The following is a 20,497-nucleotide window of genomic DNA, read 5'->3' on the forward strand; positions in this document are numbered from 1 at the left end:
CCTCTTTACGATTTCGACGAAATGGCGGCGACGGGGCCGGCATGAGCGGGAACGTCATCGCGTGCGCTGGCCAGTTCGGCGGCGAGGTGACGTTCGGCGAGCAGCTTCAGCGCGAGCGTGACGAGCGCGAGCAGCGCCAGCACCGACGCCACCGCGAACGCCGCCGCGAAGTTGTATTCGTTGTACAGGATCTCGACGTGCAGCGGCATCGTGTCGGTCACGCCGCGGATGTGGCCGGACACGACCGACACCGCGCCGAACTCGCCCATGGCGCGCGCGTTGCACAGGATCACGCCGTACAGCAGGCCCCACTTCACGTTCGGCAGCGTCACGCGGCGAAAGATCTGCCAGCCCGACGCACCGAGCACGCGCGCGGCCTCTTCCTCGTCGGTGCCCTGCGCCTGCATCAGCGGAATCAGCTCGCGCGCGACGAACGGGAACGTGACGAAGATCGTCGCGAGCACGATGCCCGGCACCGCGAAGATGATCTGTACGTCGTGATCCTGCAGCCACGGGCCGAGCCAGCCCTGCGCGCCGAACAGCAGCACGTACACGAGGCCCGAGATCACCGGCGACACCGAGAACGGCAGGTCGATCAGCGTGGTGAGCAGCGCCTTGCCGCGGAATTCGAATTTCGCGATCGCCCACGATGCGCATACGCCGAACACGAGGTTCAGCGGCACCGCGATCACGGCGACGGTCAGCGTCAGCTTGATCGCCGACCACGCATCCGGATCGGCGAGCGATTCGAAATAGAAGCCGACGCCCTTGCGCAGCGCCTCGAAGAACACCGCGGCGAGCGGCACGACGAGGAAGAACGCGAGGAACGCCAGCGCGACGCCGATCAGCAGCCAGCGCACGGCGCGCGACTCGCCGACGGGATCGAGCTGTTTCGCGGCGCGCGCGCGCGCGGTGGACGGATTGTTCAGCACGGCGGTGGACTCCTGGCTCATTGCTGGCCTCCTGCTGCGGCAACGGCGACGGTCGCCGGTGCGGGGCCGCTCGCCCCCTTGCTCGTCCTGCGCTGCAGATACCACTGCAGCGTGTTGATCAACAACAGCATCAGGAACGACACGACCAGCATCACGACCGCCAGCGCGGTGGCGCCCGCGTAGTCGTACTGCTCGAGCTTCGTGATGATGAGCAGCGACGTGATCTCGGATTTCATCGGCACGTTGCCGGCGATGAAGATCACCGATCCGTATTCGCCGAGCGCGCGCGCGAACGCGAGCGCGAAGCCGGTGAGCAGCGCGGGCAGCACGGCCGGCAGCACGACGCGACGGAACGTGAGCCAGCGCGATGCGCCGAGGCATGCGGCGGCCTCTTCCTGCTCACGCTCGAAATCCTCGAGCACCGGCTGCACGGTGCGCACGACGAACGGCAGCCCGATGAAGGTCAGCGCGACCAGCACGCCGACCGGCGTGAACGCGATCTTGATGCCGAACGGCGCGAGATACTGGCCGACCCAGCCGTTGGTCGCATAGACGGCCGCGAGCGAGATGCCGGCGACCGACGTCGGCAGCGCGAACGGCAGGTCGACGATCGCGTCGACGAGGCGCTTGAACGGGAACGTGTAGCGCACCAGCACCCACGCGACGAGAAACCCGAACACGGCGTTGATCACGGCGCCACCCAGGGCGGAGGTGAACGTCAGCCGGTACGACGCGAGCACGCGCGGCGACGTGACGGCGGTGACGAACTGGTCCCACGACAGCGTCGCGGTCTTCAGGAACGTGGCGGCGAGCGGGATCAGCACCACGAGGCTCAAATAGGCCACCGTGATGCCGAGCGTCACGCCGAAACCGGGCAGCGCGCTCGGCTTGCGAAAGGTGTACGTCGTCATCGGATGCTCTTGCTGGGTCGATGCTGCTCACGGGCCCGACGGCCTGCCGGCGCGGGGAGTCGCGCCGGCAGGCCGTCGGAGATGCGGCGCGCTGTCGTGGCGCGCCGCTGTCGTTATGGTTCGCTACGTGGCGTTACTGCGGCTTGTAGATCGAATCGAACACGCCGCCATCCGCGAAATGCGTCTTCTGCGCATTCGTCCAGCCGCCGAACGTGTCGTCGACCGTGTACAGCTTCAGCTTCGGGAACTGCTTGGTCAGCTCCGCCGGCACGCTCTTCGAGCGCGGACGGTAGTAGTTGCGTGCCGCGATCTCCTGGCCCTGCGGGCTGTACAGGAAGTTCAGGTAGGCCTCGGCCAGCTTGCGCGTACCCTTCTTGTCGACCACCTTGTCCACCACCGCGACGGGCGGCTCGGCCAGGATGCTCACCGACGGCACGACGATCTCGAACTTGTCGGTGCCGAATTCCTTGATCGACAGGAACGCCTCGTTCTCCCACGCGATCAGCACGTCGCCGATCCCGCGCTGCACGAAGCTCGTCGTCGCGCCCCGCGCGCCCGAATCGAGCACGCCGGCGTTCTTGTACAGCTTCGTCACGAATTCCTTCGCCGTCTGCTCGTTGCCGCCCGGCTTGTGCACGGCATACGCCCACGCGGCGAGGTAGTTCCAGCGTGCGCCGCCCGACGTCTTCGGGTTCGGCGTGACGATCGAGATGCCCGGCTTGGTCAGGTCGTCCCAGTCCTTGATCCCCTTCGGATTGCCCTTGCGCACCAGGAACACGATCGTCGACGTGTACGGCGACGCGTTGTCCGGCAGGCGCTTTTGCCAGTCCTTGTTGATGAGCCCCTTGTTCGCGAGCGCGTCGATGTCGTACGCGAGCGCCAGCGTGACGACGTCGGCCTGCAGGCCGTCGAGCACCGAGCGCGCCTGCGCGCCCGAGCCGCCGTGCGACTGCTTGAAGTTGACCGTCTCGCCCGTCTTCGCCTTCCACTCCTTGCCGAACGCCTGGTTGAAGTCCTGATACAGCTCGCGCGTCGGGTCGTACGACACGTTCAGGAACGTCGTATCGGCCTGGGCATGCGTCGCGACGCCCAGCGCCGCCGCCGCGCCCAGCGCGAGTGTTGCGATCAGGCGGCCCACTCCGCCCACCAGCCCCGTATTGCGCTTCGCCATCCTTGGTTCTCCAGTGTTGTCGGTATTGCGATGTCGAGCCAGTCTAGCGAACGGGTTACATGATTAAAAATAATCGTTCTTCATTTTTTAATACTCAAAAGTGCTAACGCATACTGGACGGACGGTTGCGGCAGACGAACCGGCGTCTGGACGTCGCGACATCGCGCCGGAATCGGCGTGATCGCGTCGAACCTCAAGTAACACTTGAAATTCGCGAAGTACTGTATAAAAATACAGCTCACTGTCTATCCATACAGTTCAGCCATGACCAAACTCACTGCCCGTCAGCAGCAAGTGTTCGACTTGATCCGCCGCGCGATCGAGCGCTCCGGATTCCCGCCCACGCGCGCCGAGATCGCGGCCGAGCTGGGTTTCAGCTCGCCGAATGCGGCCGAGGAACACCTGCGTGCGCTGGCGCGCAAGGGCGTGATCGAGCTGGCCGCCGGCGCCTCGCGCGGCATCCGCCTGCTCGGCCTCGACGATTCCCCGCACCAGTTCACGCTGCCGCATGCCGGCCTGATGCAACTGTCGCTGCCGCTCGTCGGCCGCGTCGCGGCCGGTAGCCCGATCCTCGCGCAGGAACATATCTCGCAGCATTACGCGTGCGATCCCGCGCTGTTCACCAGCAAGCCGGACTACCTGCTGAAGGTGCGCGGCCTGTCGATGCGCGACGCCGGCATTCTCGACGGCGATTTGCTCGCGGTGCAGAAGCGCACCGAGGCGAAGGACGGCCAGATCATCGTTGCGCGTCTGGGCGACGACGTCACGGTCAAGCGTCTGATGCGCCGGCCCGGCGGCCTCGAGCTGATCGCGGAGAACCCGGATTACGAAAACATCTTCGTCAAGGCCGGCAGCGCGGAGTTTGCGCTGGAAGGCATCGCCGTCGGGCTGATCCGCTCGGGCGAACTCTGACAATCGGTCTCGCTGAGGAGAACATCATGGAACGCCTTGCCCGTCTGCTGCCTTTCCGTCAATTCGGTCGCCTGCGTCACCTGCGCGGCCGCACGCCTTGTGCGCCGCTGTCCGCTGCAGCGCCCGTGGCGAGCCAAGAAGTCGCAGTTGAACGGCAGGCGTCGCTGCTGCCGTCAGCGCTGCCCGCGTTCGCGCGGGTATCGCTGAACGCCGGCCTGAATCACGCCGAGCCGGCGCGCCGCGCACCCGTGCGCGTGTATCACGGCCGGTCGCGGCTGATCATGGTCGGCACGATCGACGCCGTGTGCCGGATGATCGATCGCTGCATCGCAGAGGAACGATCGGCCCAGCAAGGCGGTCTCTGATTGCGGAACCTGTCCGCACCGGAGGCATCGTGACTGAATCGTCGGGCCACACGTCGCGGCTCAAACCCCTGCTGATCGTCGCGCTGGCCGTTGTCGTCATTGCGGCGATCGGCTACGCGTACGCATCGCCGTACGTCGCGCTCGGTCGCCTGAAATCGGCGATCGACGCGCGCGATGCGCAGGCGGTCAGTGAGTATGTCGATTTCCCGTCGCTGCGCATCAGCCTGAAGCAGCAGGTCACGGAAGAGTTGATGCGCCGGATCGACTCGGTCAAGAAGAACAATCCGTTCGCGGTGATCGGCGCATTGATCGGGTCCGCATTGATCGGCCCGCTGGTCGATGCGTATGCGACACCTGAAGGCGTGGCGGCGTTGATGAGCGGCATACCCCCGCGCGGCAATCCGGGCGAACGCCCGCCTGAATGGTCTGGTCCGCCTCCGGGCACGACTGCAGGTAATGAACCCGCCGCGCCGGCGAGCGCGCCCGCATCCGGCAGCAACGCCGCTCCCCCCGCTGCACCAGCACCAGCACCGGCGCCGTCGCCCGCACCGGCCAGCGCGAGCGATGCAGGCCATCCGCAGCAAACGCGCGCCGGCTACCGGAATATCGATGAATTTGTCGTGACCTATCAGCGCAGCGGCGATGGCACGCGCTATGCGGCGATCTTTCACCGCTTCGGTCTGTTCTCGTGGAAGCTGTCCGCGATCGACCTGCACGCGTAATCGATCGCAATCGATGTGCATGCCGACGATACGGCACAGCGCGTGACCGACGTGAATCGCAGGGCGAGTCAGCCGGTCACGCCGTCATTGCGTCACTTGCCGTTCGTGGTCGCCGCTTCGCGCTCGCGCGCAATCTCGGCCTTTTGCTCTTCGGCCGACGAACACGCCACCAGAATGCTGCAGTTCACGCGATCGAGCAGTTGCGTGTTGCCCGACCCCATCCACCATCTCGACAACCCGCTGCGGCACCGGTGGCCGACAACGACGAGGTCCGCCTGCAATTCCGTTGCGAGATTCGCGATTTCGTCGATCGGATAACCGAACGCGAAATGGCCTTCGGCCTGAACGCCGCGCTCGCGCAGCCAGTTCACGCCTTCCTGCAGAATCTCGCGTGCCGTTTCCTCGAAACGGCCGCATGCGACGTCGGTCAGCAGACCCGCGCTCTGGGCGATGCTCGAGCGCATGTCGACGACCGACAGCAAATGCGTTTCCGCCTTCAGGTCCAGCGCGAGATTGGCGCCGCATCGCAATGCCTTGCGCCCTTCGAGCGTGCCGTCGTAGCACAGCAGAATCTTGTTGTAGCAAGCCATGAAGCCCCCCTATCGCGAATACGTACCGATGCATTCATCATGGTGCGCCGCAATTCCGGACGCAAGGGATGGAAAACGCTGATTCGCCCCGCATGGCGGGTCGGCGATGATGCAGCGCAAGATCCGTGCGTGCAATCGCCGTGCCGCGCGCGGCATGCCCTGAAGAGACGCAGCCGATGCACTAGAATGGCCCGTTCGTGCCGCCGGCACGCGTTCGCTTCGGTCATGCTCGTGTGACACGCATTCGCCCGGTCCGTTCGCCGGCCGGCACGCGCACCGGCCGGCAGCGACACGCACCGCAGCCGCTTACAACGACAAAATTGCCCATGTCCGTTGCACCGATCGATTTCCGGAACGTCGAAAAACGCTATGGCGACAAGCTCGTCGTCAACGACCTGTCCTTTCACGTCGAGGCTGGCGAGTGCTACGGCCTGCTCGGGCCGAACGGCGCCGGCAAGACCACGACGCTGAAGATGCTGCTCGGCCTCGCCTATCCCGATGCAGGCACCATTTCGCTGTGCGGCGAACCGGTTCCGTCGCGGGCGCGGCATGCGCGCCACCGCGTCGGAGTCGTCCCGCAGTTCGACAATCTCGACCCCGACTTCACGGTTCGCGAAAACCTGCTCGTGTTCAGCCGCTATTTCGGGATGTCGGCACAGGCCGCGCGCGCGCTCGTACAGCCGCTGCTCGAATTCGCGAAGCTGGAAAACAAGGCCGATGCAAAGGTCGGCGAACTGTCGGGCGGGATGAAACGCCGCCTGACGCTCGCCCGCGCGCTCGTCAACGATCCCGACGTGCTGGTGCTCGACGAGCCGACCACCGGCCTCGATCCGCAGGCGCGGCACCTGATGTGGGAGCGGCTGCGCTCGCTGCTTGCGCGCGGCAAGACGATCCTGATCACCACGCACTTCATGGAAGAAGCCGAGCGCCTGTGCGACCGGCTGTGCGTGATCGAGGAAGGCCGCAAGATCGCCGAAGGCGCGCCGCACGCGCTGATCGAATCGGAAATCGGCTGCGACGTGATCGAGATCTACGGGCCGGATCCGGTCGCGCTGCGCGACGAGCTGGCGCCGTTCGCGAAGCACACCGAGATCAGCGGCGAGACGCTGTTCTGCTACGTGACCGACCCGGAACCGCTCAGCGCGCGACTCAAGGGTCGCCCGGGGTTGCGCTATCTGCATCGTCCGGCCAATCTGGAAGACGTGTTCCTGCGGCTCACGGGCCGCGAAATGCAGGACTGATCGATCATGGACGTACGCAACTATTCCGCCGCCGCGCCGTCCGCACCACCGCGCGAGTCGCGCTTCGCGATCGCGCTGCCCGCGAACGCGACCAACTGGATCGCCGTGTGGCGGCGCAACTATCTCGTGTGGCGCAAGCTGGCGCTGGCGTCGATGTTCGGCAATCTCGCCGATCCGATGATCTACCTGTTCGGGCTGGGGTTCGGGCTCGGCCTGATGCTCGGCCATGTCGACGGCGTGTCGTATATCGCGTTCCTCGCGGCCGGCACGGTCGGGTCGAGCGTGATGATGTCGGCGAGCTTCGAGTCGATGTATTCGGGCTTCTCGCGGATGCACGTGCAGCGCACATGGGAAGCGATCATGCACACGCCGCTCGCGCTGGGCGACATCGTGCTCGGCGAAATCGTCTGGGGCGCGAGCAAGGCGATGCTGTCGGGCGTCGCGATCATGATCGTCGCGGGGCTGCTCGGTTATGCGCAGTTTCCGTCGATGCTCGCGGCGCTGCCCGTGATCGTGCTCGCCGGCCTCGCTTTCGCGAGCACCGCGATGATCGTCACGGCGCTCGCGCCGTCCTACGATTTCTTCATGTTCTATCAGACGCTCGTACTGACGCCGATGCTGCTGCTGTCGGGCGTGTTCTTCCCGATCACGCAGTTGCCGCCGGTCGCGCAGCACGCGGCGCATGCGCTGCCGCTCGCAAACGCGGTCGAGCTGATCCGGCCCGCGATGCTCGGCCGGCCGGCGACCGACATCGGCCTGCACGTCGCGGTGCTCGCCGGCTACGCGGTGGGCGGATTCGTGGTCTCCGCGTGGCTGTTCCGGCGGCGGATGATGCGCTGACGGCCGGCGCGCATGACGCCGGCTCGGTACGACGTGGCGACGACCTTACTCGTCGTCGTCGCTCCACGGAATTTCGACGTCGGTCAGGAATGCGACGGTCGCGAGCGGGCCGCCTTCCTGGCGACCGAGCTTGCCGTCCGCGCGATGCCATTCGACGCGAAACTGCGTGCCCGGATCGTCGGCAACCAGATAGACCGCACGCAGCTCTTCCGCGTCGGCTTCGTCGACCGGACCGTCGAACGACACCAGCATCTTCTGCGGCCACAGGCCGTTGGCCGGATCGTAAATGCGGTCGCCCTGCGGAATGTCGATGCTCGCCTCGACGCCGATCGTGGCAGAGGCTTCGATGATCATCGTGCCGAGCGCGTTCAGCACGGCAGTCGCCCGCGCGGAATTGGCCTGGCGGATCGCGAGATCGCCGCGCGTCAGCGCCTTTTCGAGTCGAGGATGAATCTTCGGTTGGGTCATGCGTTTTCCTGTTTGCTTCTTGTAAAGGGCGCCGCACGCATGAAGCGGCGGCGCCGGATGAATACGACCGGTGCGTGACGGGCGCGGCCTGCGCGTCCGGCGGTGCGCAATCACACGCGCCCTTCGGTGCCGGCAGCCGGGCATCTCGCCCGCAGCCGCCTACGCAAGCCGGCTGGCCGGGGTGACGCGCCGGATGACCGGCCCGTCCGCGCGCCCGTCAGAACCCGAACGCGATCGCGAGCAGCCCGCTCGCGATCCCGAACACGATGACGAGGCCCGTGACGATCGCCAGCATGTAAGGCTTGAACGAACGCGCGAGCATCGCGAGCGACGGCACGCTGATCGGCGGGAGCGTCATCAGCAGCGCGGCGGCCGGGCCGACGCCCATACCGAGCGACAGCATCGCCTGGATGATCGGCACCTCGCCAGCCGTCGGAATCACGAACAACGTGCCCGCCACCGCGAACGCGACGATCCAGCCGAGATGGTTGCCGATGTCCGGGCCGATATGCGGGAACAGCCACGCGCGCGCCGCGCCGAGCAGCAGCACGAGCACGATGTATTCGGGGATGAGCCGCACGGCCATGCGTGCGAGCAGCTTCATCCAGCGCACGAACGGATTGCCCGCCGCGGCCTGCTCGGCCACCAGTGCGGCCAGTTGCGCGTCGTCGATGCTGCGGTCTTCCGGACGTGCGATCCGGTTCAGCAGGTAGCCGATCCCGAACACCATCGCGACACCGAGCACCAGCCGCAGCGCGCTCCAGTGCCAGCCGAGCACGAAACCCATGAACACCAGCGCAGCCGGATTCAGCACCGTGTTGCCGAGCCAGAACGCGACCGCGCCGCCCGGCGACGCGTGCCGCGCGCGCAGGCCCGCGACGACCGGCGCCGCGCAGCACGTGCACATCATGCCGGGCAGCGACAGCAGGCCACCCGCGGCAACGCTGCCGAAGCCGGTGCGGCCGAGCACGCGCGCGACCCAGTGCGCGGGCAGCAGCGCCTGCACGGCCGAACCGAGCAGCAGGCCGAGCACCATCGCCTGCCAGATCGCCTTGCCGTACGCCCATGCATAGTCGAGCGCCGCCTTCAGCGACGGCTCGGGCGCCGTTGCCGACGTGCCCATCAGGATCGACTGGCCGATCGAATGATGCTCGGCGGCGACGAACGCCTTGTTGTAGTACGGAAACCATTTCACGTAGAACAGCCCCGCGATCGCGATCAGCAGGAAGGTCATCCAGCCGAGCGCCGGACTGGGTTGGGTGCGTGTGGTCGTCATCGTGTGGTAATCGATTGGTCTTGATCGGTTGTGGATGCCACGCCTGCCGCCAACGCGGCCGACGCAGGCAGACCCGCTTGCGCGAGCCGGCCCAGCAGCGCGCGCGCCTGGTCGCGCACGTCGGCCGCGTTCGGCTGGAACGTGAACGTCAGCGCCCGGTTTGGCTTGTTGTACGTTGCACGGTAGGTGCGCGCATAGGCGGGATCGTAATGCTTGTCGATCAGTTCGGTGAACAGGTCGGCACGCGCGTCGGCATCGATCAGCGCATTCCAGTGCGCCACCTGGTCACGGCTGTGCAGGCCGATCAGCCGATCGAGCTGCGCCTTGAACGCGGCCGGTGCGTCGAACAGATGGGCGTAATCCTCAAGCAGGAACGCGATGCGCTCGTCGTGTGCCGCGTCGACCTGCACCCACGGCCCGGCGTGAAACGCGTCGATCAGCGCGATCGGCAGATGCACGAGCCCGATCCGGCGGCTTTCCGACTCGACGAACACCGGCCATTCGGGGTCGAAATGCCCGAGCGCCTCGACGAGCCCCGAATCGAACCCCTTCTGCGACGGCTGCGGTTTGCCCGGCAGCGCGCCGAGCAGCGAGCCGCGATGACATGCGAGCGCTTCGAGATCGAGCGTCTGCGCGCCCGCATCGCGCAGCGCGTTCAGCAGCCGGGTCTTGCCACAGCCCGTATGGCCGACGAGCGTGATGTAGCGAAATCGCGTCGGCAGCGTGTCGAGCGTCGCGCACACCGAGTGGCGGTACGTCTTGTAGCCGCCGTCGAGCTGGCGCGCCTGCCAGCCGATCAGGTTGAACCAGGCCGTCATCGAGCCCGAGCGCTTGCCGCCGCGCCAGCAGTAGATCAGCGGCCGCCAGTTGCGCGGCCGGTCGGCGAACGTGGTGTCGAGGTGACGCGCGATGTTGCGTGCGACCATCGCCGCGCCGACACGCGTCGCCTCGTACGGCGATACCTGCCGGTACATCGTACCGACGATCACGCGCTCATCGTTGCTGAGCACGGGCGCGTTCAGCGCGCCGGGAATATGGTCCTCGGCGAACTCGAGCGGCGTACGCACGTCGATGATCTCGTCGAACTCGCCGGCGCGATCGAGGGTGACAATCAGGTTCTTCAATTTGGCGTCGAACAGGGGCGATGCGGCTCGGCGAGCCGCACGGGCACGGAAGGCGGATTCGCGATTATCTCACGCCCGGGCGTCCCGGGCCGCGCGCGGCAACCGGCGGCGCCGATGCGGCGCTCATCACGTCGACCAGATGGTCGCGAAACGCGCGCACGGATGCGGGCAGATCGCGCCCCGCCATGGTCTGCACCTGGATGCTGCGCTCGCGCAGCTGCGGGTTCGAAACAGGCACGATAACGAAGCCGTCCGCGTCGAAACGGTCCCGCACCGACAGCAGGCCCGTGAACATCACGGCCCCGGTGCGCTGCACGTAGCGATACATCACCGCGGTGTTGTTGCTGGTCAGTTCGGGCTCGAGCATCAACCCGTCGAGCACGCACGCGATGTCGATCAGCTGGCGCACCGTCGTGCCGGCCTCGGGCAGCACGTGCGGGTGCCGCGCGACATCGGCGAGCGACACCGACTCGCGCGCCGCGAGCGGATGGTCGTGCCGCACGAGCGCGAAGACCGGCGCACGTTCGGTATGTTCGACGCGCACGCCCTGCTCCGGCGCGAGACTGAACGTCAGCCCGATATCGGCGTCACCGTCGCGCACGCGCCGCGTCGCGTCCGCCGGCGACACGACCCACACCGAGAAATCGACTCCCGGATGGCGCGCCTTGAAGCTCGCGAGCGCGCCCGGCAGGAAATCGATCGCGAACCCTTCCGAACAGGCGATCTTCAGCAGGCTGCCGTGCAGCGCCTCGAGTCCGCCGATTTCCTTCATCACGTGCTCGGCTTCCAGCAGGCTGCGCTGCGCGAAGCCGAGCAGCCGCTCGCCCGCCTCCGACAGCGCCATCCCGCGCGGCCGGCGCTCGAACAGCGGCGCACCGAGCTCGCTCTCGAGCTTCGCGATCTGGCGGCTGATCGCCGACACGGCGACGTGCAGTCGCGCGGACGCGTCGCTGATCGACCCGGTGCGCGCCACTTCGACGAAGTACCTCAATGCAAGACCATGCAGGAAAGCCGTCATCGTTCTGTCCCCGTGCCGCTGCGGGCCGCCGAGCTTTGCCTTTTCGGCAAAGAAATGTTCGAAATTCGATCATTGTGACAAAAAAAACGGCTTTCTAGAATCGATCGCACTCCCGGTTGCGCGCACCGTGCGCGCGCCGGCAATACGACAGAGGAGACACGTCTTGAGCCGTACCGCCGCCATCCAGCACGCGCTGAACCAGTTCGAATCGGGCGCTTTCTTCACGACCCTCGGCCGCCGCGTCGGCCTGCGCACCGAAAGCCAGGAAAGCGGCACGGGCGCCGCCCTGCGCGCCTACCTGACCGACGAGATCGCGCCCGAAACCGCCCGCCTCGGCTTCACATCGCGGATCGTCGACAACCCCGTCGACGGCGGCGGCCCGTTCCTGCTGGCATCGCGCCACGAAGACGACGCCCTGCCGACCGTGCTGATCTACGGTCACGGCGATGTCGTGCGCGGCTACGACGCGCAATGGCGCGCGCCGCTGTCGCCATGGACGCTGACCGCCGAAGGCGATCGCTGGTACGGCCGCGGCAGCGCCGACAACAAGGGGCAGCACACGATCAATCTCGCCGCGCTGGCGAGCGTGCTCGACGCGCGCGGCGGCCGGCTCGGCTTCAACGCGAAGTTGCTGATCGAGATGGGCGAGGAAACCGGTTCGCCGGGCCTCGACGCGCTGTGCCGCCGCGAGCGCGACGCGCTCGCGGCCGACGTGCTGATCGCATCCGACGGGCCGCGCATCGCCGCCGAACGTCCGACCGTCTTCCTCGGCTCGCGTGGCGCGGTCAATTTCAGGCTGAGCCTGCGCGCGCGCGATGGCGGCCATCACTCCGGCAACTGGGGCGGGCTGCTGCGCAATCCGGCGACCGTGCTCGCCAACGCCCTCGCATGCCTCGTCGACGCGCGCGGCGCGATCCGCGTCGCGGGGCTGCGCCCGCCGCCGATTCCGGCGGCCGTGCGCACGGCGCTCGCCGACCTGTCGGTGGGCGGCGGTCCCGGCGATCCGGCGCTCGATGCCGACTGGGGCGAGCCCGGCCTGTCCGCCGCGGAGCGCGTGTTCGGCTGGAACACGTTCGAGATCCTCGCGTTCAAGGCCGGCAATCCCGACCATCCGGTCAATGCGATTCCGCCCGTCGCGTATGCGCACTGCCAGCTGCGTTTCGTGGTCGGCACCGACTGGGAAGCGTTGCACACGCATCTGCGCGCGCATCTCGATGCGCACGGCTTCGCCGACATCGGGATCGACGTCGAGCGCGGCGCACCGGCAACGCGCCTGTCGCCGGACGACCCGTGGGTACGCTGGGCCGTCGCGTCGCTCGCGCACACGACCGGCAAGAAGCCCGCGATCCTGCCCAATCTCGGCGGCACGCTGCCGAACGAAGTGTTCGCCGACACGCTCGGGTTGCCGACGCTATGGGTTCCGCATTCGTACCCGGCATGTTCCCAGCATGCGCCCGACGAGCATCTGCTCGCGAGCGTCGTGCGCGAGGGGCTGCAGATGATGGCCGGCCTCTTCTGGGATCTCGGCGATGCCGCGCCGCCCGTTCGCCGCGCGGCGCCCGCCGCAGCCGGCGCCGCCCTGTAACGCGCTTCGCCCTTTTTCGGGACATGCTCACACGATGAATACGACCACCCTGACCTCGCAGGACGCCGCCAGCCCCAGCGCCGCGAAGATCCGGCGCATCATCTTCGCCGCGTCGATCGGCAACGCGCTCGAATGGTTCGACCTGATCGTCTACGGCTTTTTCGCGGTGACGATCGCCAAGCTGTTCTTTCCCGCGACAAGCGAGGCGACGTCGCTGCTGCTCACGCTCGGCACGTTCGGGCTGTCGTACCTGATCCGGCCGATCGGCGGTTTCGTGCTCGGCGCCTATGCGGACCGCGCGGGCCGCAAGGCGTCGCTGCTGCTGTCGATCGGGATGATGATGGTCGGCACGCTGCTGATCGCGCTGATGCCGACCTACGCGTCGATCGGCATCCTCGCGCCGCTCGGGATCATGCTGTCGCGGCTGATGCAGGGCTTTTCCGCCGGCGGCGAATTTGCAAGCTCGACCGCCTTCCTCGTCGAACATGCCCCGCAGCGGCGCGGTTTCATGTCGAGCTGGCAGTTCGCGAGCCAGGGCCTCGCGACGCTGCTCGCGTCCGGGTTCGGTGCATTGCTGACGTCGACGCTCACGACCGCCCAGCTCGAAAGCTGGGGCTGGCGCGTACCGTTCCTGTTCGGCCTCGCGATCGGCCCGATCGGGCTCTACATTCGCCGCTACGTCGACGAAGGCGTCGAGTTCAAGACGCAAGCACGCTCCGAAGCGCCGGTGCGCGAGCTGTTCGCGGACCAGAAGATGCGCGTGCTGCTGTCGATCGGCGTGCTCGTGATCTCTACCGCGATCAACTACATGGTGCTGTACATGCCGACGTATGCGATCAAGCAGCTCGGGCTGCCGGCGTCGACCGGCTTCGCGGCGACGCTCGCGACCGGTTTCGTGCTGACGCTCGTCACGCCGCTCGTCGGTCACCTGTCCGATCGCACCGGGCGCATTCGCGTGATGGCGGCCGCGGCCGTGCTGATGCTCGTCACCGTGTGGCCGACGTTCGTGTGGCTCACGCATCATGCGTCGTTCGCGACGATGCTCGCCGCGCTGATCTGGATCGGCCTGCTGAAAGCAACCTACTGCGGCGCGCTGCCGGCGCTGATGGCCGAGCTGTTCCCGTCGCAGACCCGTGCGACCGGCCTCGCGGTCAGCTACAACACGGGCGTCACGCTGTTCGGCGGCTTCGCGCCGTTCATGATCACATGGCTGATCAGCGCGACCGGCAACCGGTTGTCGCCGGCGCTGTATCTGATGGGTTGCGCGGTGTTGAGTCTCGTCGCGCTGCTGGTCGCGCGCACCCGGCTCGGGATGCGCTGACGACGCAAACGACCGCATCCGCGTGTCCAACGCGGCCCGTCGCGGCATCGCTGCCGCGCGGGCCGCGCGCCGTTTACGGCGCCGGGTTCGGCTGCCGTTCGTGCAGCGCGTCGATCTCGGCAAGGATCTCGTCGGACAGCGTCACGTCGATGCTGCCGATGTTCTCCTTCAGTTGCTCGAGCGACGTCGCGCCGACCAGGTTGCTGCGCACGAACGGCCGGCTGTTGACGAACGCCAGCGCGAGCTGCGCGGGCGACAGCCCGTGGCGTTTCGCGAGTTCGACGTAGCGCGACGTCGCCTCGACCGCCTGCGGCTTGCTGTAGCGCTGGAAGCGCTCGAACAGCGTGATGCGCGCACCGGCCGGGCGTGCGCCGTTCTCGTACTTGCCGGACAGCCAGCCGAACGCGAGCGGCGAATAGGCGAGCAAGCCGACCCCGTCGCGATGCGTGAATTCCGACAGGCCGTTCTCGAATGTGCGGTTCAGCAGGCTGTACGGGTTCTGGATGCTCGCGATACGCGGCAGCCCGAGCTTCTCGGCCGCACGCAGGAATTGCGCGACGCCCCACGGCGTTTCGTTCGACACGCCGATCGCGCGGACCTTGCCGGCCTTCACGAATTCCGCGAGCACGCCCAGCGTTTCCTCGATCGGCACCGTGTACGCATCGTCGACCCACGGATACGCGGGGCGGCCGAACGTCGTCGTGCTGCGATCGGGCCAGTGCAGCTGGTACAGGTCGACGTAGTCGGTCTGCAAGCGTTTCAGGCTGCCGTCCAGCGCTTCGGTCAGGTTCTTGCGGTCGAACTGGTTGCCTTCACCGCGAATATGACGCGGATTGTGCGGCTGCCGCGCCGGGCCCGCGATCTTCGTGGCGAGCACGATCCGGTCGCGCTGCGCGCGATGCTGCGCGAGCCAGGTGCCGATGTATTGCTCCGTGCGGCCCTGGGTATCGGGCTTCGGCGGCACCGGGTACATTTCCGCGGCGTCGATCAGCGTGACGCCCTGCGCGAGCGCGTAATCGATCTGCTCGTGTGCGTCGCGCTCCGAATTCTGCTCGCCCCACGTCATCGTGCCGAGACCGATCAGGCTGACCTCGATGCCTGAATCGCCGAGTGTGCGGTATTCCATGCTGTTCCTTCGCGGGGGGTGGAAAGCAGGAACGCTATCACATTGAAGCGAACGCTTCAGATGGCGGACGCGGACGCTTACAGGCTGCCTTCGACCGGCGCGCGCCCGGCATGCGGCTGGCACGCGCCGGCCCGCGCGTGCCGCGCTCGCATTGCGTCGAACGGCGAAGCCGGCCCGCCGCCCGCCGGCCTCGTCATTTCGGCCGCTGGATGAAGCACGTCGCCGATGCGTGCGCAACGATCTTGTCGTCCGGCGTCTTCAGCGTGCCTTCCGCGACGCCGAGCGAACGCGACAGGTGAATCACGCGCCCTTCCGCGATCAGGTCGACGTCGCGCGGCACCGGACGCAGCATCTTCACGTGCAGGTCGACCGTGCCGTAGCCGACGCCCGCGTCGAGCATCGAATGGACCGCGCAGCCGGTGACCGAATCGAGGACCGTCGCGGCGAACCCGCCGTGCACGCCGCCAAGCGGATTCAGGTGCCGGCCGTCCGCGCGCGCGGACATCTTCACGTAGCCGAGCTCGACGCCCAGCGGTCGCATCGGAATCGTCTCGGAAATCGACGCAAGCGGCACGTCGCCGGACACGGCCGCACGCAGCAGTTCGATACCGGACAGGGAAAGCGGATTCATCGGGTGGTCTCCTGATTGAAAGCGCGTCGCCGCGCGAGTAAGTTCCAAATTGGAACTCATTATTGACAACCGCGCCGGGCTTGTCAACGCAACAGGTGCCCGCCGCAATCGAAGGCGGGTTCTATAATCGGTCCCGCTCCTTTGCTGAACCGCCGCACGAGACTCGATCATGAAATGGGATGACATCGGTACGTTGAACTGTTCGGTCGCGCGCACGCTCGCCGTGCTCGGCGACCGCTGGACCATGCTGATCCTGCGCAACGCCTTTCTGGGCTGCCGCCGCTTCGACGCATTCCAGACACAGCTGGGCCTCACGCGCCACGTGCTGGCCGAACGGCTCGCGCGCCTCGTCGACGAAGGCGTGCTGGTCAAGCACGCGTATCAGGAGCGCCCACCGCGGTTCGAATACCGGTTGACGGAAAAGGGCCTCGACCTCTACCCGGCCCTGCTCGCGCTGATGACGTGGGGCGATCGCTGGAAGGACGACGGCCAGGGGCCGCCGATGCAGTTGCGCCATCGGACCTGTGGCCAGCTGATGCATGCGGTCGCGGTGTGTTCGGCGTGCGGCGAACCGCTCGATGCACACGACGTACAGCCGGAACCCGGGCCCGGGTGGATCCCGCGCGAAGACGCCGGGCCACTCGATGCGTGACGCCTGGCGCATGGCGCCTGCTGCGCGCATATCGCAAGGGATCCGTCGCGTATAGCGTCTATGTCGGCAGCGTAGCGTCTCGCCTGACCGGCATTCGCGTTGCGGCACCCTGCTGCTCCATTCGCCCATCGCGCTGAAGCTGCCGATCGCATTCGCGCCTATCCGCATTGCGTCACGCGTGGAGCGTACGCAATCCACGTGCATGTGCACGCGTACCACATCGCCATCAATCGATCGGCGCGATCATCGATCCCGCGCAGATACCGCTCGACGTCCGAACATCGTCGCATCGACGCATGACGCGGCACGCCGCAGCGCAACGCGACTATTCGCATTCCGGCGTGGCCGCGCCGCCACGTCTGCGTTACACTCACGGCCCGCTGTCTCGAAATTATTCGCTGTCCAAGATGTTGTCGCGCAATCGCCTCGCCGCCACCTGCCTCGCCGCCTCCCTGCTCGCCACACCGTTCGCCGCCTTCGGCAAGACGCATAGCGAATCGCTGTTGCAGCAGGCGATCGACTACATCGCGCAACTGCTGCCGGCCCCCACCCATGAAGCACCGGCCACGCAAGTCGTCGAATCGGCGTTCTCGCCCGATGGCGGCGCCGAAGCGCTCGTGCTGAAGGCGATCGGTGCCGCACGCAGCTCGATTCGCGTGGCCGCCTACTCGTTCACGTCGCCGCCCGTCACGCGCGCACTGCTCGCGGCCAAGCGACGCGGCGTGAATGTCGCGGTCGTCGTGGACGACAAGGGCAATCGCGCGAAGAGCAGCAAGCAGGCGCTGAACCTGCTCGTCAACGCGGGCATTCCGACGCGCACGATCGATGTCTATGCAATCCACCACGACAAGTACCTCGTGATCGATGCCGAACACGTCGAGACCGGTTCGTTCAACTACAGCGCGTCGGCGGCAAGCCGAAACTCCGAGAACGTCATCGTCGTCTGGAACAATCCGCAGCTCGCATCGCGCTACCTCACGCATTGGCAAAGCCGCTTCGACCAGGGCACGCCGTACCGCTCCTCCTACTGACGCATCCCGCGCACGCGCCACCGCAAACGCGGCTCGCGTACAGCGCGCCGACGCGCCGTCGTCATTCAACATTCATTCGCGATGTCGTCAATGATCGGCGTCCATCGCGCACCAATCAACCTGGCCGAATGGCCGGTACACCCATGCTCGGGTCGCGACGATCCGCGAAGTCAATGGATGCCGGGCGATCGCGCCACAAGTTGCGTATCCGCGGCACACCGGCTGCCCTGCGTCGACGCACCGCTTGCCGTACGCTGCGGCATGTCGCGATCGCCGCCCGGCAGCGCGCTCAGCATGCAATCCATGCTGAAGTTCAACGTGTTGTGGATCATCGGGTAAAGCAGGTACAGCGCAAATGCGAGATACCCCGCGTACAGAATTCGAGCCATGGTTCGACAGGATGAGTCATTGATCTCGCCCTGTTTACGGCATCGCCCCGCATGGCTTGAGGTGCGGCCCCCTCCGATCGCACCACCCGATGCAGCGCGCGACGCATGAAGGCCGACGACGAACGTGCCGACATTCGCCGCCACGCCCGCTCGCCGTTCAGCACGATTTATCCGGCTCGATCAGCCCGCGCACGGCGGTGCGCTCGCCATCGCGTCCGAGATCTGTTCGGGCGTCAGGTCGCGCTGGTGCGTGGCGATCGACCAGCGGTGGCCGAACGGATCCTCGATCTGCCCATAGCGATCGCCCCAGAACATGTCGGCCGCCGGCATCGTGACTGTCGCGCCGGCCGCGACAGCCTGCGCGATCGCCGCGTCGGCGTCCGGCACGAACAGGTGCAGGCACACCGGTGTGCCTTTCAGCGTCTTCGGTCCGAGTGCGCCGTGCTCGGGCATTTCATCCACCAGCATCAGCGTCGAATCGCCGATCGCGAGGCAGGCGTGCGCGAGCCGGCCATCGGGCGTCGGCAGGCGGAACCGCTCGCTCGCGTCGAACGCACGTTTGTAGAAGTCGATTGCTGCTGCGGCGCCGGCACAGATCAGGTGCGGCGTCAGCGTACGCATCCCTTCGGGGATCGGGTTGACGGACGTGGCCATGGGTGTCGCTCCTTCAGTCGGTTTGTCGTGTCGGAAAGCGGGACGGACGCACGATGCGTACGCCTCCGATCCTACGACGGACGAGCCCGACGGAAATCGACATGCCCGCCGACATTTTTTGTTCCATTTTTTATTCCAATCGCAGACGGGCCGACCGGGTTGCGTGCGCGCCCCGGAATCAGTCCACTCGACCGGCGCGATCTTCCGGCATCCCGAACTGCCGGCGGCACGCCTCCAGCAACGCGGCAACCGAGTCGAGCGGAAGATCGGCAAACCGGTTGATCGGCAGCATCACGCCGCCCGGTACCCTGGTGCGCGGCGAATGCGCGGAGAACTGGTAGCCGATGTAACGGTTTCCCGCGACGCTGACGATTCCGAATTCGGTGACGTCGCGCCACGGCGTGGCCGGCTTGTCGCGCATCGAGCCCACCAGCCTGAAGCCGGTTTCGTCGATATGCAGTGCCATCTTGCGGCGCGATATCAGGAAGAAGCCGCCGCTCAGAAGCGCCAGCAGTACGGCCAGCGCCGCCACCGGCCACAGCGCCACGTTGGCCGCGTACCCGCACGCGCTCAATACGGCGAGCACCGCACAGACGAGCGCCTTTCGCCTGAAACTGCGGCTGTCGACCGGCAGCACCACCGGCAACGCGCCCGTCACCGTTCCCGCGACCGGGTCGACATGCCAGACGGCATCGTTCGTTTCGCTTGCGTCGCTCATCGTGCCGGTCGCTCGATCAATTGCACACCTTGACGGCGCCGTCGGACGTGCACTCGTGGACGGCCCAGTGGCTCTGGCCGGCAAGATGCGGCGCCTGGCCCATGCCATGAATCGGCGTGGCCGGCGACGATACCGGAACCGCTGTCGATGCGGTCTCGGGCGACGGCGATACGGTTTCGGTCTGACAGGCCGCGAGCACCAGGCAGGATGCGACGGCCAACGCGGCGATGGAGTGTCTGGGCATGGTCTCGTGCGCGGTTGCGTTATTCGCTCGTTATCGGCACGACGGAACGCGCGTCGGCCTTCCCGTCGACCCGCTCGGCACGGCCGGCAACGATGCGGGACGGTTGCGGGATACGACTCCTCGCGCTCGGCGTGCGGCGAATGCGCAAGTGTTTGCGTGCGTCGGCATCGCCCGCGCCCGCGTCTGCCACGATCCGGTGCTCGCCGTTCAGATTTGCGGAAGATCCCGCAACGTACGCGACTCGTTCGTCACATCGACGTCGAGCTCGATGCCTTCGGACGCGTCTCGATACAGCACGCGCTTCAGTTTCGGTCCGACCGCCGTTCCGTCGACTTCGTCGAACACCGCGTGAACGTCGTTGCCGGACGCAAGCGCGTGCGCCACCTCCGCCACCGCTGCTTCGCTCGGCGTCGCGGCCCACGACCGGTCGGCCGGATTGACGGCTGCCCAGCGCACGTGCGTCACCCGCGCGCTGCGCGGATCGATTCGGACACCATTCACAGCAAACGTCGACATCGCAGTCTCCTTCCAAATTGTTCTTGCGCAATGTGCGCGCGTGCCGAACCACGGAACGCG

General features: G+C 66.9%; 24 protein-coding genes. 9 read left to right on the forward strand and 15 right to left on the reverse strand.

Annotation, left to right across the window (positions count from 1 at the left end; translation table 11 throughout):
- Positions 1–5: 5 nt before the first annotated feature.
- The 3 genes from cysW to BME24068_RS10410 form a co-directional block, all read right to left on the reverse strand.
- Positions 6–953, reverse strand: coding sequence for a sulfate ABC transporter permease subunit CysW (gene cysW, locus BME24068_RS10400; RefSeq protein ID WP_096505420.1), 948 nt, complete (start codon positions 951–953; stop codon positions 6–8).
- Positions 950–1,843, reverse strand: coding sequence for a sulfate ABC transporter permease subunit CysT (gene cysT / locus BME24068_RS10405; RefSeq protein WP_096505422.1), 894 nt, complete (start codon positions 1,841–1,843; stop codon positions 950–952). The genes cysW and cysT overlap by 4 nt, the downstream gene beginning before the upstream one ends.
- 133 nt (positions 1,844–1,976) lie before the next feature.
- Positions 1,977–3,014, reverse strand: coding sequence for a sulfate ABC transporter substrate-binding protein (locus BME24068_RS10410; protein ID WP_096505424.1), 1,038 nt, complete (start codon positions 3,012–3,014; stop codon positions 1,977–1,979).
- Positions 3,015–3,278: 264 nt separating this feature from the next.
- Between BME24068_RS10410 and lexA the strand changes: the two genes are divergently transcribed.
- Genes lexA through BME24068_RS10425 form a run of 3 tightly spaced genes read left to right on the forward strand, consistent with a single transcriptional unit; the run spans position 3,279 to position 5,013 of the window.
- Complete coding sequence (lexA, locus tag BME24068_RS10415; protein ID WP_096505428.1) at positions 3,279–3,926, forward strand: transcriptional repressor LexA; 648 nt, start codon at positions 3,279–3,281, stop codon at positions 3,924–3,926.
- A 26-nt stretch (positions 3,927–3,952) separates the two neighbouring features.
- The gene (locus tag BME24068_RS10420) at positions 3,953–4,291 is read left to right on the forward strand and encodes a hypothetical protein (protein ID WP_096505430.1); all 339 of its coding nucleotides are present in this window, start codon (positions 3,953–3,955) and stop codon (positions 4,289–4,291) included.
- A gap of 29 nt (positions 4,292–4,320) precedes the next feature.
- Positions 4,321–5,013, forward strand: coding sequence for a DUF2939 domain-containing protein (locus tag BME24068_RS10425; RefSeq protein WP_174926082.1), 693 nt, complete (start codon positions 4,321–4,323; stop codon positions 5,011–5,013).
- Positions 5,014–5,105: 92 nt separating this feature from the next.
- Here BME24068_RS10425 and BME24068_RS10430 read toward each other — a convergent pair whose 3' ends face one another.
- A complete protein-coding gene (locus tag BME24068_RS10430; protein ID WP_096505434.1) occupies positions 5,106–5,603 on the reverse strand; it encodes a universal stress protein in 498 nt (165 codons plus the stop codon).
- A 326-nt stretch (positions 5,604–5,929) separates the two neighbouring features.
- On the opposite strand from BME24068_RS10430, the gene nodI reads away from it, so the two are divergent.
- Together nodI and BME24068_RS10440 are read left to right on the forward strand one after the other, a co-directional pair.
- The gene (nodI, locus tag BME24068_RS10435) at positions 5,930–6,844 is read left to right on the forward strand and encodes a nodulation factor ABC transporter ATP-binding protein NodI (RefSeq protein ID WP_174926017.1); all 915 of its coding nucleotides are present in this window, start codon (positions 5,930–5,932) and stop codon (positions 6,842–6,844) included.
- A gap of 6 nt (positions 6,845–6,850) precedes the next feature.
- Entirely contained in the window at positions 6,851–7,684 is an 834-nt protein-coding gene (locus BME24068_RS10440) for an ABC transporter permease (protein WP_096505440.1), read from the forward strand.
- Positions 7,685–7,729: 45 nt separating this feature from the next.
- On the opposite strand, the gene BME24068_RS10445 is transcribed toward BME24068_RS10440, so the two are convergent.
- From BME24068_RS10445 to BME24068_RS10460, 4 genes are all read right to left on the reverse strand, one after another.
- Positions 7,730–8,152: a hypothetical protein gene (locus BME24068_RS10445; RefSeq protein ID WP_174926018.1), complete on the reverse strand. Its 423-nt coding sequence runs from the start codon at positions 8,150–8,152 to the stop codon at positions 7,730–7,732.
- A gap of 217 nt (positions 8,153–8,369) precedes the next feature.
- A complete protein-coding gene (locus BME24068_RS10450) occupies positions 8,370–9,428 on the reverse strand; it encodes a permease (protein WP_096508356.1) in 1,059 nt (352 codons plus the stop codon).
- Entirely contained in the window at positions 9,425–10,552 is a 1,128-nt protein-coding gene (gene mnmH / locus BME24068_RS10455; RefSeq protein WP_174926019.1) for a tRNA 2-selenouridine(34) synthase MnmH, read from the reverse strand. The genes BME24068_RS10450 and mnmH overlap by 4 nt, the downstream gene beginning before the upstream one ends.
- A 64-nt stretch (positions 10,553–10,616) precedes the next feature.
- Complete coding sequence (locus BME24068_RS10460; RefSeq protein ID WP_174926020.1) at positions 10,617–11,570, reverse strand: LysR family transcriptional regulator; 954 nt, start codon at positions 11,568–11,570, stop codon at positions 10,617–10,619.
- A gap of 163 nt (positions 11,571–11,733) precedes the next feature.
- Between BME24068_RS10460 and BME24068_RS10465 the strand changes: the two genes are divergently transcribed.
- Together BME24068_RS10465 and BME24068_RS10470 are read left to right on the forward strand one after the other, a co-directional pair.
- A complete protein-coding gene (locus BME24068_RS10465) occupies positions 11,734–13,155 on the forward strand; it encodes a M20 family metallopeptidase (RefSeq protein WP_174926021.1) in 1,422 nt (473 codons plus the stop codon).
- 34 nt (positions 13,156–13,189) lie between these two features.
- On the forward strand, positions 13,190–14,476 hold the full coding sequence (locus BME24068_RS10470; protein WP_174926022.1) for an MFS transporter: 1,287 nt from the start codon (positions 13,190–13,192) through the stop codon (positions 14,474–14,476).
- Between the two features lie 73 nt (positions 14,477–14,549).
- Here BME24068_RS10470 and BME24068_RS10475 read toward each other — a convergent pair whose 3' ends face one another.
- The gene (locus tag BME24068_RS10475) at positions 14,550–15,602 is read right to left on the reverse strand and encodes an NADP(H)-dependent aldo-keto reductase (RefSeq protein ID WP_096508352.1); all 1,053 of its coding nucleotides are present in this window, start codon (positions 15,600–15,602) and stop codon (positions 14,550–14,552) included.
- A gap of 193 nt (positions 15,603–15,795) precedes the next feature.
- A complete protein-coding gene (locus BME24068_RS10480; RefSeq protein ID WP_096508351.1) occupies positions 15,796–16,233 on the reverse strand; it encodes a PaaI family thioesterase in 438 nt (145 codons plus the stop codon).
- Positions 16,234–16,402: 169 nt separating this feature from the next.
- Here BME24068_RS10480 and BME24068_RS10485 point away from each other — a divergent pair, with 169 nt between their 5' ends.
- Positions 16,403–16,885: a winged helix-turn-helix transcriptional regulator gene (locus BME24068_RS10485; RefSeq protein ID WP_174926023.1), complete on the forward strand. Its 483-nt coding sequence runs from the start codon at positions 16,403–16,405 to the stop codon at positions 16,883–16,885.
- A 407-nt stretch (positions 16,886–17,292) separates the two neighbouring features.
- On the forward strand, positions 17,293–17,916 hold the full coding sequence (locus BME24068_RS10490; RefSeq protein WP_174926024.1) for a phospholipase D family nuclease: 624 nt from the start codon (positions 17,293–17,295) through the stop codon (positions 17,914–17,916).
- A 170-nt stretch (positions 17,917–18,086) separates the two neighbouring features.
- Here the strand turns inward: BME24068_RS10490 and BME24068_RS35505 are convergent, their stop codons facing one another.
- From BME24068_RS35505 to BME24068_RS10515, 5 genes are all read right to left on the reverse strand, one after another.
- Positions 18,087–18,449: a hypothetical protein gene (locus BME24068_RS35505; protein ID WP_420887554.1), complete on the reverse strand. Its 363-nt coding sequence runs from the start codon at positions 18,447–18,449 to the stop codon at positions 18,087–18,089.
- A 36-nt stretch (positions 18,450–18,485) separates the two neighbouring features.
- Entirely contained in the window at positions 18,486–18,959 is a 474-nt protein-coding gene (locus BME24068_RS10500) for a VOC family protein (protein ID WP_096508347.1), read from the reverse strand.
- 178 nt (positions 18,960–19,137) lie between these two features.
- Positions 19,138–19,677 (reverse strand): aspartyl-tRNA synthetase, encoded by a 540-nt coding sequence (locus tag BME24068_RS10505; protein ID WP_096508346.1) that lies wholly within the window; start codon positions 19,675–19,677, stop codon positions 19,138–19,140.
- 16 nt (positions 19,678–19,693) lie between these two features.
- Positions 19,694–19,921, reverse strand: coding sequence for a hypothetical protein (locus BME24068_RS10510; protein ID WP_096508345.1), 228 nt, complete (start codon positions 19,919–19,921; stop codon positions 19,694–19,696).
- Positions 19,922–20,128: 207 nt separating this feature from the next.
- Positions 20,129–20,437, reverse strand: coding sequence for a phosphatidylserine/phosphatidylglycerophosphate/cardiolipin synthase (locus BME24068_RS10515; protein WP_096508344.1), 309 nt, complete (start codon positions 20,435–20,437; stop codon positions 20,129–20,131).
- Between the last annotated feature and the right edge of the window lie 60 nt (positions 20,438–20,497).

The sequence above is a fragment of the Burkholderia anthina genome (assembly GCF_902498995.1).
Classification (GTDB): Bacteria; Pseudomonadota; Gammaproteobacteria; order Burkholderiales; family Burkholderiaceae; genus Burkholderia; species Burkholderia anthina.